The 13,775-nt window shown below is 73.1% G+C and carries 9 protein-coding genes and 3 pseudogenes; 8 read left to right on the forward strand and 4 right to left on the reverse strand.

Annotation, left to right across the window (positions count from 1 at the left end; genetic code table 11):
* Positions 1-185 precede the first annotated feature (185 nt).
* The 4 genes and pseudogenes from ACPU2J_RS34460 (at position 186) to ACPU2J_RS34475 (ending at position 3,755) form a co-directional block, all read left to right on the forward strand.
* Positions 186-635, forward strand: a complete 450-nt coding sequence (locus ACPU2J_RS34460; protein ID WP_389077332.1) for an SRPBCC family protein — start codon at positions 186-188, stop codon at positions 633-635.
* Between the two features lie 80 nt (positions 636-715).
* Positions 716-1,073: pseudogene (locus ACPU2J_RS34465) on the forward strand (hypothetical protein); the annotation flags it as partial.
* Positions 1,074-1,092: 19 nt separating this feature from the next.
* A pseudogene (locus ACPU2J_RS34470) lies at positions 1,093-2,461 on the forward strand (thiamine pyrophosphate-binding protein).
* Positions 2,462-2,624: 163 nt separating this feature from the next.
* Complete coding sequence (locus ACPU2J_RS34475; protein ID WP_423834827.1) at positions 2,625-3,755, forward strand: alcohol dehydrogenase catalytic domain-containing protein; 1,131 nt, start codon at positions 2,625-2,627, stop codon at positions 3,753-3,755.
* A 100-nt stretch (positions 3,756-3,855) separates the two neighbouring features.
* Here ACPU2J_RS34475 and ACPU2J_RS34480 read toward each other — a convergent pair whose 3' ends face one another.
* From ACPU2J_RS34480 to ACPU2J_RS34490, 3 genes are read right to left on the reverse strand one after another with little or no spacing between them, the layout of a single operon-like run.
* A complete protein-coding gene (locus ACPU2J_RS34480) occupies positions 3,856-4,617 on the reverse strand; it encodes a metallophosphoesterase family protein (RefSeq protein WP_423834828.1) in 762 nt (253 codons plus the stop codon).
* Positions 4,614-4,868 carry a hypothetical protein gene (locus tag ACPU2J_RS34485; RefSeq protein WP_389077338.1) on the reverse strand — a complete coding sequence of 85 codons (255 nt, stop codon included), beginning with the start codon at positions 4,866-4,868 and terminating at the stop codon, positions 4,614-4,616. Before ACPU2J_RS34485 ends, ACPU2J_RS34480 begins: the two co-directional genes overlap by 4 nt.
* Positions 4,868-5,518: a hypothetical protein gene (locus ACPU2J_RS34490; protein WP_420078137.1), complete on the reverse strand. Its 651-nt coding sequence runs from the start codon at positions 5,516-5,518 to the stop codon at positions 4,868-4,870. Before ACPU2J_RS34490 ends, ACPU2J_RS34485 begins: the two co-directional genes overlap by 1 nt.
* A 238-nt stretch (positions 5,519-5,756) precedes the next feature.
* Between ACPU2J_RS34490 and ACPU2J_RS34495 the strand changes: the two genes are divergently transcribed.
* Both ACPU2J_RS34495 and ACPU2J_RS34500 read left to right on the forward strand, forming a co-directional pair.
* Positions 5,757-6,056: a DUF6479 family protein gene (locus ACPU2J_RS34495; protein ID WP_423834829.1), complete on the forward strand. Its 300-nt coding sequence runs from the start codon at positions 5,757-5,759 to the stop codon at positions 6,054-6,056.
* Positions 6,057-6,237: 181 nt separating this feature from the next.
* A pseudogene (locus ACPU2J_RS34500) lies at positions 6,238-6,861 on the forward strand (FAD-dependent oxidoreductase); the annotation flags it as partial.
* Between the two features lie 276 nt (positions 6,862-7,137).
* Here the strand turns inward: ACPU2J_RS34500 and ACPU2J_RS34505 are convergent.
* A complete protein-coding gene (locus ACPU2J_RS34505; RefSeq protein WP_420078135.1) occupies positions 7,138-7,878 on the reverse strand; it encodes a phosphate/phosphite/phosphonate ABC transporter substrate-binding protein in 741 nt (246 codons plus the stop codon).
* Between the two features lie 287 nt (positions 7,879-8,165).
* Here ACPU2J_RS34505 and ACPU2J_RS34510 point away from each other — a divergent pair, with 287 nt between their 5' ends.
* Both ACPU2J_RS34510 and ACPU2J_RS34515 read left to right on the forward strand, forming a co-directional pair.
* Positions 8,166-12,224: a Pls/PosA family non-ribosomal peptide synthetase gene (locus ACPU2J_RS34510; RefSeq protein WP_423834830.1), complete on the forward strand. Its 4,059-nt coding sequence runs from the start codon at positions 8,166-8,168 to the stop codon at positions 12,222-12,224.
* A gap of 95 nt (positions 12,225-12,319) precedes the next feature.
* On the forward strand, positions 12,320-13,651 hold the full coding sequence (locus ACPU2J_RS34515) for a M1 family metallopeptidase (protein WP_420078133.1): 1,332 nt from the start codon (positions 12,320-12,322) through the stop codon (positions 13,649-13,651).
* The last annotated feature ends 124 nt before the right edge of the window (positions 13,652-13,775 follow it).

Below are 13,775 nucleotides of genomic sequence, written 5' to 3' on the forward strand. Positions count from 1 at the left end.
GCAGCCCGCGGGGTGCGCCAGCGGGGCGGACCGTGTGGCCCACCGGAACGGCTCGTTCGGTGTGTGCCGTTCGCCGTGTGGGGCAGGCGCGCCGGTCGAGGGCACCGATGCAGTGCCCCACCCGGTGGCCGCTCGCGACCGAGCGCCGACCCCGGGCTCCCCCACCCCACACCAGGAGGCTGATCATGTCGCAGGTCAAGGAATCCATCGAGGTCGATGTTCCGATCCGCACCGCATACGACCAGTGGACGCAGTTCGAGTCGTTTCCGCAGTTCATGGGCGGCGTCGAGCGGATCGAACAGCGCACGGACACGCTCACGCACTGGGTGACGAAGATCGCCGGTGTGGAGCGGGAGTTCGACGCGGAGATCACCGAGCAGATCCCCGACACCAAGGTGGCCTGGGTCTCCGTCGGAGGGGAGACCGAGCAGTCGGGCCTGGTGACGTTCGAGCCCATCGACCCGACCCATACGCAGGTCACCCTGATGATGGACTTCGATCCCGAGGGGATGGCGGAGAACATCGGCGACAAGCTCGGCTTCGTCGACCGTCAGGTCAAGGGCGACCTGAAGCGCTTCAAGCACTTCATCGAGGACCGCGGATCCGCCACCGGCGGCTGGCGCGGCCAGGTCTGACACCGCACCGAGCCTGCGGGGCCGCGCGCACAGCGTTCGCTGATGGTGCGCGGCCCCGTCGGCGCGAGGGGCTCGGCGGTGAGCTGGTGCGCTTCCTGGCCCTGATGCGGGAGCCGGCAGGCGTCGAGCCCGTCGGATCCACACTCTGCGTCGGCTCGCGCCGCGAGTTCCTCGCCGTGTGCCGGGCCGCCCTGGAGGAGAACACCGCCCCGGACTTCATCGTCGTCGACGGAGCCGAAGGCGATGACGGCCGCGATGGACATCGACGTGCCCAGGCCCTGCGCCCCGCACATGCTGCTCCGGCGCATCGACCCCCACACCGTGCGCTCCTACGCCGAACTCCGCGAGTGGCTCTCTCCCGGACAACTCCTGGCATCCCCGTCCGAAACGTGGGCAGCCGACTGGGCGGCGGCCGATCCCGACCGCTTCACCCACTGAACCCGCCGCGGAGGTCCCCATGGCACGCACCGTCGCCCGCGTCATCATCGACGCACTCCAGGAACTGGAAGTCGGACAGGTCTTCGGTGTCGTCGGCGACGCGCTGAACCCCCTGACCGAGGCCATCCGTACCACCGACGGCCTGCAGTGGGTCGGCTGCCGGCACGAGGAGGCGGCAGCCTTCGCAGCGGGCGCCCGGGCCCAGCTCTCCGGAACCCTCGGCGTCTGCATGGGCACCGTCGGGCCGGGCTCCGTGCACCTGCTCAACGGCCTCTACGACGCTGCCAAGAGCCGCGCACCCGTCCTGGCGATCTGCGGCCAGGTCCCCCTCGCCGAGATCGGCAGCGACTACTTCCAGGAAGTCGACAACGACCTGCTTTTCCGTGACGTCGCCGTGCACCGGGCCACCGTCACCTCCCCGGACCAGATGCCGCGCGCGCTCGAGGCCGCCGTCCGGGCCGCGGTCACCCGCGGAGGGGTCGCCGTGCTGACCGTTCCCGGCGACATGGGCGACCGGGAGCTGACCGAGGACCGGCCCACGCGCTTCGCCCTGGACCGGGCCGTCACCCGCCCCGACGATCCCTCCCTCACCCGCGCCGCCGACCTGCTCAACGCCGCGTCGCGCGTGACCCTGCTCGTCGGCCAGGGGGCACGCGGCGCCCGCCCCGACGTCCTGCGCACCGCCGAGACCCTGGCGGCTCCCATGGTCCTGACGCTCAAGGCCAAGGAGGGCTTCGAGGGCGACAACCCCTTCCAGGTCGGGCAGACGGGCCTCATCGGCAATCCCGCGGCCGCCCACGCCTTCGACAGCGCCGACGCCCTCCTGATGCTGGGGACCGACTTCCCCTACCGCGACTGGTACCCGAAAGACGCCAAGGTGGTGCAGGTCGACACCCGCGAGGAGCACCTGGGACGCCGTACCCCCGTGGACGTGGGTCTGGCCGGCGATGCAGGCCATCGGAGCCCAGCTCTGGGCACCCGACCGCCAGGTCATCGCCTTCTGTGGGGACGGCGGACTGAGCATGCTGCTCGGCGACCTGATGACCATCAAGACCCACCGGCTCCCCGTGAAACTCGTCGTCTTCGACAACCGCCGCCTCGGGATGGTCAAACTGGAACAGGAACAGGTCGGCCTGCCCGAATTCGGCACCGAACTCGACAACCCCGACTTCGCGGCCGTCGCCACCGCCCTGGGCATCACCGGAATCCGGCTCACGGACCCCGCCGACCTCGACGAGACCGTCCGTCGCGCCCTCGACACTCCCGGCCCGGTGCTGCTGGACGTCCTGACCAACCCCGAGGAGATCGCCGTACCCGGCAAGCCCACCCTCGCCCAGGGCTGGGGCTTCGCCGTCGCCAAGGCCAAGGAGATGCTCCCCGGCCGGTAAAGCCCGCGTGCCTGAATGTCGAACGCGCGTGCGCCGGCCCGCGCAGCTCGGAACACCCGCGCAGCTCGGAACACTTGACGGCAAACCGGGCCATTCCGGTTGAGCCGGAGCGGCAGGGGCAGGCGCAGTCGGTGGAGCACGCAGCAACCCGAGCGGAGGCGTCATGAGGGCACTGACATGGCACGGCAGGCGGGACGTACGCGTCGACACCGTTCCCGACCCCGTCCTGAAAGCCGCCGACGACATCATCGTCAAGATCACGACCACCGGGCTGTGCGGCTCCGACCTGCACCTGTACGAGATCCTCGCCCCCTTCCTGGACAGCGGCGACATCCTGGGCCACGAGCCGATGGGCATCGTCCAGGAAGTGGGGCCCGAGGTCACCGCCGTCAGGCCCGGAGACCGGGTGGTGATCCCCTTCAACATCTCCTGCGGGACCTGCTTCATGTGCACCCGCGGTCTCCACTCCCAGTGCGAGACCACCCAGGTCCACGCCCACGGCACCGGGGCCTCGCTCTTCGGCTACACCAAGCTGTACGGGCAGGTACCCGGCGGCCAGGCCCAGTACCTGCGGGTCCCCTTCGGCAACACCCTCCCCGTCCCCGTCCCTCACGGCCCGCCCGACGACCGCTACGTCTACCTCTCCGACGTCCTGCCGACCGCCTGGCAGGCGGTGGAGTACGCGGACATCCCGCCCGGCGGCAGCGTCGCCGTGCTGGGTCTCGGTCCCATCGGGGACATGAGCTGCCGCATCGCCACCCACCAGGGCGCGGACACCGTCATCGGCATCGACCTCGTTCCCGAACGCCTGGACCGGGCCCGCGGCCGCGGCGTCCACGCCCTGGACCTCGGCGCGCTCGGAGACGGCCTGACGGACGCCGTGCACGAGCTCACCGACGGGCGGGGCCCCGACGCCGTCATCGACGCGGTGGGGATGGAGGCACACGGCAGCCGCGTGGCCGCAGCGGCACAGGGCATCACCACCCTCCTGCCCGACGCCCTCGCCGCCGCCATGATGAAACACGCCGGCGTGGACCGGCTCGCCGCGCTCCACGCGGCGATCTCCCTCGTACGCCGTGGCGGCACCGTGTCCGTGTCCGGCGTGTACGGCGGCGCCGCAGACCCGCTGCCCCTGTTCACCATGTTCGACAAGCAGCTCACCTTCCGGATGGGCCAGGCCAACGTCCGGCGCTGGATCGACGACATCCTGCCCCTCCTCACCGACGAGGACCCGCTCGGAGTGGACGACTTCGCCACGCACCGGCTGCCCCTCGAACAAGCCCCCTCCGCGTAAGAGACGTTCCAGAAGAAGCAGGACGGCGCCGTGAAGATCCTCTTCACCCCCTGAGCGGGTACGGCGACGATACCGAGGACGTCTCCGCCCGCCTCCGCGCTCACCCGCGACCCGGTCTGTCCTCCTGCGTGCCCCCGCCGTGCGGCGAGAGGTGGTAGACGGCGAAGGCGCGGTCGATGACCGGCATGGCCACGTTGCGGACCCGCACCCCGCCGGCCGTCATCCCGTGCTCGGTCCCGAGGTGAGCGTGCCCGTGGACCGCCAGGTCGGCTCCCGCTCCGTCGATGGCCTCCGCCAGGAGGTAGCTTCCGAGGAAGGGATATATTTCCGGCGGTTCGCCCGCCAGCGTGTCCGGCACGGGAGAGAAGTGGGTCAGCGCCACGCGCAACGCGCTGCCCCCTGACCGCAGTTCACGGAGGGCCCGCCCGAGCCCCTCCGCACATGTCCGGGAGTACCGGATGAACGCCTTCATCTCCGGCTCCCCGAACTCCGTGGCGCTGCGCCCTGCGAACCCGCCGCCGAAGCCCTTCGTCCCGGCCACGCCCACCGTGACCCCGCGGACCCCGAGCATCACCCCGTCGCCCTCGAGTACGTGCACGCCCCCCGCCACCAGTTCGGCCGTGACCACATCCGGCTGATCGCTCTGGTAGTCGTGGTTGCCGAGCACGGCGACGACCGGGACGGCGAGCCCCGCGACCTCGGAGCCCACCACCCGTGCCTCCTCCCGGGTCCCGTGCCGGGTCAGGTCCCCCGCCAGCAGCAACAGGTCCGCGCACTCGCCGAGCGCGTCGAAGGCGGGACGCAGGGTGCCCGCGCTGTCGGGACCGAGATGGATGTCCCCCACGGCGGCGACCCGGATCACGACAGCACCTCCGCCCCATCGGGAGGCCCGACATGACTGACGGTCAGGTCCTCGTGCCAGGGCACGCCCGCGAGCTCCTCCCCGACGACGCGGAGCACGGCGGCCCGGGCCGCCGGACCCGTGACACAGCCCCAGACCATCACCCATGCGCCGCGCGCCTCGACGCGCACGCCCAGTTCCGCGACGTCCTCACGGGCCAGCCGGTCCCGCAGGTGCTCCACCCGGTAGTCCAGGTTCTCGACGGAAGTCATCAGGTCCCCTTCCCCCAGTCGACGACGTGCAGCCTTTCGAGCAGGTAGAGAAAGGCGTCGGGCAGCGGATCGGCCCTGTGCACTGCGTCCAGCCGCACCCAGTCGATCTGCTCGCGCAGCATCCGGGCCATCGGCAGCAGGTCGCCGAAGTCGCAGTAGTGCTCGGACAGCGCCGCGAGTCTGCTGTCCATCAGGTCGGTGGGGGAGAGGACGGGCATCCACACCGAGTCCACCGACTTCATGGTTGCGCGCTCCAGCAGCTCGGTGCCGACCGGCCGGCGGGCCAGCTCGAAGATCAGGTCGATCTCCTCCCCGCCCGTGGTGCCCTTGATCAGCCAGTCCTCGGGGGCCCGACGCATGGCGATGCCGCCGTCCTCCAGGGCCTGGATCGCCGCATCGGCGTCCTCGCGCCGCATGCAGAAGTCCGTATCGTGCTGGAAGCGGGCCGGAACGCCGTGCGCGAACGCGGCCACGCTCCCGGCGAGCGCGAACGGCCGGCCCGACTCCTTCAGCAGGGATGCCACCCGTTTGGTGACCTCCAGGATGGCCTGCGTGTGGTCGTGGGGGAGCCGGCCGTCGCTCATGACCGGCGGGTCCAGGGCATCGGACGGTGGGTCCCCGAGTCCCGCGTCGCCAGGACGATTCTTCACGGAGGACCCCGCTCAGTCGGTCCGGCCCGCCGGGCCGGAGAACCCCGCTCTGACGGCAGGCTCCTAACCCGCCCCGCGCCGCCGAAACCCGTCGCGGTGCGGGCGCACCCGTAGGGCCGGACCGGTCACCGTCCGGCGTTCCCACCGCAGTCCGTCGAGGGGACGAGGGCCGTTTCCGCTGCGGGCGGGCGGGCAGGCGCGGTGACAGCCGGAGAACCTTCCGAAAGGCGGCAACACCATGACGGACCTCTCAGCAGGAGTGGCCGGCGCAGGACTTCTCGCCGTGGGCATCGTGATCGCACTGCTCCTCATCGCCGCCGTCTGGTGGGGAATCCGGCGCCGCGCCGCGGAGCCGCCCCCGGGCGCGCCCACCCGCCGTACGGCCCGCAGGCCCCAGCACGTCGAGGAACACCGCGAACCCGACCCCCGGCAGTTCCCCGTCGGCGGCGAACGGCTGTCGCCGCACGACTTGAAGGGCTACGGGAACATCGGCTCGGCGCAGGAGGGCGCCGACGACGCCGACGGGACGAGGCGATGACAGCGGCCGCCGGAACAGGGCCGCAGTAGGCGCACCGATGCGTCGGCACGAACTCGTCGTCATCGGTGCCGGCTCGGGCAACGCGGTCGTCGCCGACTCCTTCGCGGACCTGGACGTGGCCATCGTCGAGGACCGCTGGTTCGGCGGTACCTGCCTCAACGCGGGATGCATCCCGAGCAAGATGTTCGCCCACACGGCCCACGTGGCCCGCGCCGTTGAGGACGCCGGGACGTACGACGTGGACGCCGAGCCGGGCGGGATCCGCTGGCGCGACGCGCGCGACCGGATCTTCCGTCGGCTGGGCGCCGAACGGGAAGAGGGCCGCCGGGGCCGGGAGGCCCAGGACTTCGTCACCGTGTACGAGGGCCGGGCCCGTTTCACCGGCCCGAGGACCCTCCGCATCGAACGGTCCGGCACCGCACCCCTCGACATCGGCGTGGCGCAGGTCGTCATCGCCGCGGAGCTGGCCGAGGTGTTCGCCGCGGCGGGCAGCGCCGTCACCATCGTGGAGAAGGAACGGCGTCTGCTCGGCCCACAGGACGAGACGGTCTCACGGCGGTTCACCGAACTGGTCCGCTTCCGTCACGACCTCAGGCTCGGCCGGGAACTCACCGCACTCGGAGCCAGCCCGGGCGCGCTGCGGCTTGCCCTCGACGACGGTTCGACGGTCGACGCGGACACCCTGCTCGTCGCAGTGGGCCGCATCCCCGACAGCGACCGCCTGGACCTGGGGGCGGCCGGCATCGCCACCCACGACGACGGCCGGGTGATCGTGGACGCCCACCAGCGCACGACCGCGGGATCCGTGTACGCCCTGGGGGACATCTGCTCGCCGGTGCCCCTCAAACACGTCGCCAACCGGGAGGCGAAGGTCGTCGCGCACAACCTCCGCCACCCCGACGACCCGATCGCCTGCGACCACGACCTCGTACCGGCGGCGGTGTTCACGGCTGGGGATCGACGCCCCCACGCTCACCGGGTCCCCGTACTGGATCCACCCCGCGCTGACCGAGGTGGTGGAGAACGCCCTGCTCGACCTCGGTCCCGACCCGTGAGGCTTGCGCCGGGCCTGCGCCGGACGTCACGCGAGCGCTTCCTCGGCGATCCGGAAGGTCTCCTCCACCGCGGCGGCGTCGTACGGGGCGAATCCGGAGAACAGGGCGGACGCCTCGTCGGCCGGCCTGTGGTGCAGCAGGAGGTCCAGGACGGCCGAGCGCAGCCGGGGCGGAGCCTGCGTGCCGACGATGAACAGGGGCGTCGGCAGATGGTCCCGCCGGGCGATCACGCGGGTCTTCTCGGCATGGGCCGGGTCCTTCCGCCAGACGTCCTCCTGGACGAACGTCGCGTCCGCCGTACCGGCCACGACCGCCTCCACCTGGCCCTCGTAGGGCGGTGTGACGACGAGTTCGCCGAAGAACTCGTCGATGTGGCTCCCCAGGTCGTGGACCAGCAGCAGGGGCGCGAGGAAGCTCGTGGTGCAGAACCGGTGCGCGATGGCCAGCCGCTTGCCGCGAAGACCGCCCGGATCCGTGACCTCGCTGTCCGCGGGGACGACGAGCACGCTCGGGATGCCGGTGGTGCCGTCCGCCGCGGAGAGGGCGCTGGCGACCGGCTCGTACGCGGGGTCCGCGCGCAGGTGGAAGTAGTTGAGCACGGGGAGGTAGGAGAACGTCGCCGCGTGGCCCTCGAGCTGCTCGGTCAGCGGAGCCATGTCGCCGTGGAAGCCGTGGACGTGAACGCCGTGCTCCCCGAGGAACGCTGCCCAGTCGGGAGAATCGACGTCGAGTCTGAGGTTCGCATCGTACAGAAACGTCGCGGTCATCGATCCTCCCGTGGCGTGCGGGTTCTGCGTCCAGTCTCGCCCCTGCCGTGAACAGCCGCAGGGAGTCGCCGGCGCCGGCGACCGGGGCCCGGCGGCGTCACCCGGACGGGCGCGAGGTTCCGCTCCGTGCGCGCCGTCCCTTACCGGCCAGAGGTGAGGTTTCGACGGGAAGATTCTTGACGGCGCACTAGGCTGGTGGGTTGTTCGGCAACAGATCGGAACAATCCGGGTGAAATGCCGGTGTCTGTTGGCGAACCGCTCCATCGCCGGACGAAACGCGAGGGCCGATGCCAGCCACACCCGACCGCACTGAACTCGCTCTGCTCGACTGCGGCGGAACGGACGGTGCTGTGGACCCGGCACCGCCCCGCACCCCCCACGATCCCCCGCGCCCCGGCGGCCCGACGCCCGACGGGGCGGCCCCCGACCACCACCCCGCGCACGCGACGCCGGATCCCGGTGGGCCCCCCTGCGGGCCCCCCGCGGAGGAGGACACCGGCAAGTCCGCGCTTTTCCGCGCCGGGCCCGCCGCACCGCCGCGCACCCTCGTCGACCTCTTCGAGCACACCGTCGGGGCCCACCCGGACGAGCCCGCCCTGGACGACGGGACCACCCGTCTGACGTACCGGGCCCTGGCCGCCGAGGTCGAGCGGCGCCGGCGCGCCCTCGTCGCCGCGGGGGTCGGGGCCGGCGACCGCGTCGGCATCCGCGTGCCCTCCGGGACCTGCGACCTGTACGCGGCGATTCTCGCCGTCCTCGCCGCGGGGGCCGCCTATGTTCCGGTCGACTTCGAGGACCCCGACGAACGGGCCGACCTGGTCTTCGGCGAGGCCGGCGTCCGGGCCGTCGTCGGCGCCGGACAGCACATCGACACCACCCGCGCCACGAGCCCCGCGGACGGCCCGCGCCGCGCCGCGCGACCGGGCCCCGGGGACGACGCCTGGATCATCTTCACCTCCGGATCCACCGGCAGGCCCAAGGGGGTCGCCGTCACCCACCGCAGCGCCGCCGCCTTCGTGGACGCCGAGGCCGCCCTCTTCCTCGCCGAGGAACCCGTCGGCCCCGGCGACCGCGTCATGGCCGGGCTCTCCGTCGCCTTCGACGCCTCCTGCGAGGAGATGTGGCTGGCCTGGCGCCACGGGGCGTGCCTCGTCCCCGTCCCGCGCTCGCAGGTCCGCAGCGGCGCCGACCTCGGCCCCTGGCTCGTGGAGCAGGAGATCACCGTCGTCTCCACGGTCCCGACGCTGGCGGCCCTCTGGGAACCGGACACCCTCACCGACGTCCGCCTGCTGATCTTCGGCGGGGAGGCCTGCCCGCCCGAGCTGTCCCAGCGCCTGGTCACCGAGGGCCGCGAGGTCTGGAACACCTACGGCCCCACCGAGGCCACCGTCGTCGCCTGCGCCGCCCTCCTCACCGGAGCGGAGCCGATCCGCATCGGCCTGCCCCTCGACGGCTGGGAACTGGCCGTCGTCGACGAATCCGGCGAGCCCGTCCCCATGGGCGGCAGCGGCCAGCTCGTGATCGGCGGCGTCGGCCTCGCCCGCTACCTCGACCCGGCCAAGGACGCCGAGAAGTACGCACCGCTCACCGCCCTCGGCTGGGAGCGCGCCTACCGCAGCGGCGACCTCGTCCGCGCGGAAGCGGAAGGCCTCGTCTTCCTCGGCCGCGCCGACGAGCAGATCAAGCTCGGCGGGCGTCGCATCGAGCTCGGCGAGGTCGACGCCGCCCTCCAGGCGCTGCCCCACGTGGCCGGAGCCGCCGCAGCCGTCCGCACCGCGCGCAGCGGCAACCAGCTCCTCGTCGGCTACCTGGTCACCCAGGACGGATGGGACCGGGCCGCCGCCGTCGAGCGGCTGCGCGCCGCCCTGCCAGCCGCCCTCGTACCGCTCCTCGCGCCCGTCGCCGAACTGCCCACCCGTACGTCCGGCAAGGTGGACCGCGACGCCCTGCCCTGGCCGCTCCCCGACCTGGAGACGGACCGCCCGGCCGAACGGCTCCACGGCACCGAGGCCTGGCTCGCCGAACAGTGGAGCGCGACCCTCGGAACGCCCGTCACCAGCGCCACCGACGACTTCTTCGCGATCGGCGGCGGCAGCCTCGCCGCCGCCCAGCTCACCACCCGGCTGCGCACCCGCTACCCGAGCGCCGCCGTCCTCGACATCTACCAGCAGCCCACCCTGCGCAAGCTGGCCCGGCGCCTGGAGAAGGCCGCACCGGAAGACACCAGAGCCCGCACCGTCGCACCGGTCCCGGCACGGACCCAGATCCTGCAGTGCCTGCTGCTGCTCCCCCTGCTCACCGTGGTCGGCATGCGCTGGACCGTGGCCCTGCTCGCCCTCGGCAACGTCCTGCACGCGCTCGGCCCCCACCCGTGGGCACCCACCGCCTCGTGGTGGGTGCTCGCCCCCGCCGCGGCCCTGTTCTTCAGCCCGCCGGGCCGCCTCGCCCTCGCCGCCGGCGGCGCCCGGCTGCTGCTGCGCGGCGTCGGGGCGGGCCGCTACCCCCGCGGCGGCAGCGTGCACCTCCGGCTCTGGACCGCCGAACGCCTGGCCGAGTACGCGGGCGCCACCTCGCTCACCGGCTCCTGGCTGGAACGCTACGCCCGGGCCCTCGGCGCCAGGGTCGGCCCCGAGGCGGACCTGCACTCCCTGCCCCCGGTCACCGGCCTGCTCAAGCTCGGCCGGGGCTGCGCCGTGGAGTCCGAGGTGGACCTCAGCGGGCACTGGCTGGACGGCGACCGCCTGGTCATCGGCCAGGTCAGGGTCGGCGCGGGAGCCGTCATCGGCACCCGCAGCATGCTCCTGCCCGGCGCACGGGTCGGCAAGCGCGCCGAGGTCGCCCCCGGCTCGGCCGTGGCGGGGCAGGTCCCCACCGGCCAGCGCTGGGGCGGCGCGCCCGCCGTCAAGCTCGGCCGGGCCAAACGCAACTGGCCCCAGGAGCGCCCGCCGCGCGGACTCCCCTGGCGCGCCGCCTACGGTGCGGCCGGATTCGGCCTCACGGCGCTGCCCCTGCTCGCGGCCGTGCCCGCCCTGCTCGTCCTCGGCCGGTTCGTACCCGTCGGCGCGGGCCCGGCCGACGCCCTCCGCGGAGCACTGCTCGCCGTGGTCCCCGCCGCGCTCGCCTTCGGGTGCGCGTACGCCCTGCTGGTGCTGGTCGCCGTACGCCTGCTCAGCCTCGGGCTGCGCACCGGCACCCACCCCACCCACAGCCGCGTCGGCTGGCAGGCCTGGACCGTCACCCAGCTGATGGACCTGGCACGGGACACCCTCTTCCCGCTGTACGCCGGACTGATCACCCCCGTCTGGCTGCGCCTGCTCGGCATGAAGATCGGCCGGGGCGCGGAGGTTTCCACCGTGCTGGCGCTGCCCAGCCTCACCACCGTCGGCGAGGGAGCGTTCCTGGCCGACGACACCCTCACCGCCCCCTACGAACTGGGCGGCGGCTGGATGCGGATCGGCCACTCCTCGATCGGCCGCCGGGCCTTCCTCGGCAACTCCGGGATGGCGGCCCCCGGCCGCACCGTCCCGGACGACGGCCTGGTGGGCGTCCTGTCCGCCGCGCCGAAGAAGGCCAAGAAGGGCAGCTCCTACCTCGGCCTGCCCCCCGTCCGGCTGCCCCGCTCGGCGGCCGAGGCCGACCGGGGCCGGACCTACGACCCGCCCGCGCGCCTGCTGTGGGCCCGCGGTCTCGTCGAGCTGTGCCGGCTGGTGCCCGTCTTCTGCTCGGCCGCCCTCGCCGTGCTCACCGCGGCGGCGCTCTGCGCCCTGGCCACCCGCACCGGGCTCGGGATCGCGGGAGCCGCCCTGCTCTCCGGCGCGGTCCTGGCGGCCGCCGGAGCCGCCGCCTGCGCCGTCTCGATCGCCGCGAAGTGGCTGCTGGTCGGCCGGCACCGGCCGGGCGAGCACCCGCTGTGGAGCGGCTTCGTCTGGCGCAACGAACTCGCCGACACCTTCGTGGAGGTGCTGGCCGTGCCGTGGCTGGCCGGATCCGTCCCCGGCACACCCCTGCTGCCCCTGTGGCTGCGCGGCCTGGGAGCCCGCGTCGGCCGGGGAGTGTGGTGCGAGAGCTACTGGCTGCCCGAGACCGACCTGGTCGAGCTGGGGGACGGGGTGAGCGTCAACCGCGGCTGTGTGTTGCAGACGCACCTCTTCCACGACCGGATCTTGAGGACGGATACTGTGGTCCTCCGCGAGGGCGCCACCCTGGGTCCGGGCGGAATCGTCCTGCCCGGCACCACGGTCGGGGCGCGCACCACCCTGGGTCCCGCCTCCCTGGTGATGGCGGGCGAATCCGTCCCCGCCGACACCCGCTGGCTGGGCAATCCGATCGAGGCGTGGCGGTCCTGAGAGCGGCTGGGCACCCGGCCGCGACAACCGCGGCCGGGCCCCGGCGGACCGGCACGTCGCACGACCAGAGCACAGCGCAGGGAGCGGAAGCGGCAGTGAGCGGCCAGACGACAGCGGCATCGGACCCGTACTTCCCGGCCAACGGCGACGCCCGCTACCGCGTGCACCGGTACGAGATCGCCCTGGACTACCGCCCCGGCCCCAACCGGCTGGCCGGAACCGCCCGGCTCAGCGCCATCGCCGGCCGGGCGCCGCTGGCCGAGTTCCACCTGAACCTGGCCGAGTTCAAGATCGGCCGCGTGCTGGTCAACGGGCGGGCGGTCCACTACGCGCACCGCGGCGGCCGGCTGCGCGTCCGGCCGACGAAGCCGCTGCCCGCCGGAGCCGCGTTCACCGTCGACGTGCAGTGGGCCGGCAACCCCAGGCCGGTGCGCAGCCCCTGGGGCGGCCTCGGCTGGGAGGAGCTGACCGACGGCGCGCTCGTCGCCAGCCAGCCCGTCGGCGCCCCCTCCTGGTACCCCTGCAACGACAGGCCCGCGGACAAGGCCTCGTACCAGATCTCGGTCAACACGCCGTCGGCCTACACGGTGGTCGCCGGCGGACGGCTCCTCACCCGCACCACGAAGGCGAGCACCACCACCTGGGTGTACGAGCAGCCCGCGCCCACCTCCACCTACCTGGTCGGGCTGTCCATCGGCATGCACCAGACCGTCCTCCTCGGCGACCCCGGGCTCGGCGGCGTGTCGCAGACCGCCCACGTGCCCGCCCACCTGCTGCCCCGGTTCTCCCGGGACTTCGCCCGGCAGCCCGCGATGATGCATTTGTTCGAGGAAATGTTCGGTCCCTACCCCTTCGGGGAGTACACCGTCGTCGTCGCCGACGAGGAGCTCGACGTCCCCGTGGAGGCCCAGGGGCTCTCCCTGTTCGGCACCAACCACGTGGACGGAGCCCGCGGCTCGGAGCGACTCATCGCCCACGAACTCGCCCACCAGTGGTTCGGCAACAGCGTGACCATCGCCGACTGGCGGCACATCTGGCTCAACGAGGGCTTCGCCAAGTACGCAGAGTGGCTCTGGTCGGAACGCTCGGGGGGCCGCACCGCGCACGAGCGCGCCGCCGCCGCCCACCGGTTGCTGCTCGCGCACCCCCAGGACCTCCGTCTGGTGGACCCGGGCCGCAAGCTGATGTTCGACGACCGCCTCTACGAGCGCGGCGGGCTCGTGCTGCACGCCCTGCGCTGCGCCCTGGGCGAGGAGGCGTTCTTCCGGATGATGCGCGACTGGGCCACCATCCACCGCCACGGCGTGGTGACCACCGCCGCCTTCACCACCCACGCCTCCCGCTACGCCACCGATCCGCTGGACGAGCTGTACTCGGCCTGGCTGTACGAGGCCCCGCTCCCGCCGCTGCCGTCGCCGTCCCGGTGACCGCGGGGCCCGCCGGTCGCGGGTCGTCGCCGGTTTCCGGTCGGGCCGCGGCCGCGCGCGTCCGGCGACCCCTGGTGAAACGGCAGGTCACGACCGTGCCGCGGACGGCCTGAAGTGGGCCGGG

Source organism: Streptomyces manipurensis (assembly GCF_049570255.1).
Taxonomy (GTDB): Bacteria; Actinomycetota; Actinomycetes; order Streptomycetales; family Streptomycetaceae; genus Streptomyces; species Streptomyces manipurensis.

Bases quoted from the DNA above. Each gene is read 5' to 3' on its own strand.
- ACPU2J_RS34460 (WP_389077332.1), top strand. From the start codon at position 186: ATGTCGCAGGTCAAGGAATCCATCGAGGTCGATGTTCCGATCCGCACC.
- ACPU2J_RS34475 (WP_423834827.1), top strand. From the start codon at position 2,625: ATGAGGGCACTGACATGGCACGGCAGGCGGGACGTACGCGTCGACACC.
- ACPU2J_RS34485 (WP_389077338.1), bottom strand. From the start codon at position 4,868: ATGACTTCCGTCGAGAACCTGGACTACCGGGTGGAGCACCTGCGGGAC.
- ACPU2J_RS34495 (WP_423834829.1), top strand. From the start codon at position 5,757: ATGACGGACCTCTCAGCAGGAGTGGCCGGCGCAGGACTTCTCGCCGTG.
- ACPU2J_RS34505 (WP_420078135.1), bottom strand. From the start codon at position 7,878: ATGACCGCGACGTTTCTGTACGATGCGAACCTCAGACTCGACGTCGAT.
- ACPU2J_RS34510 (WP_423834830.1), top strand. From the start codon at position 8,166: ATGCCAGCCACACCCGACCGCACTGAACTCGCTCTGCTCGACTGCGGC.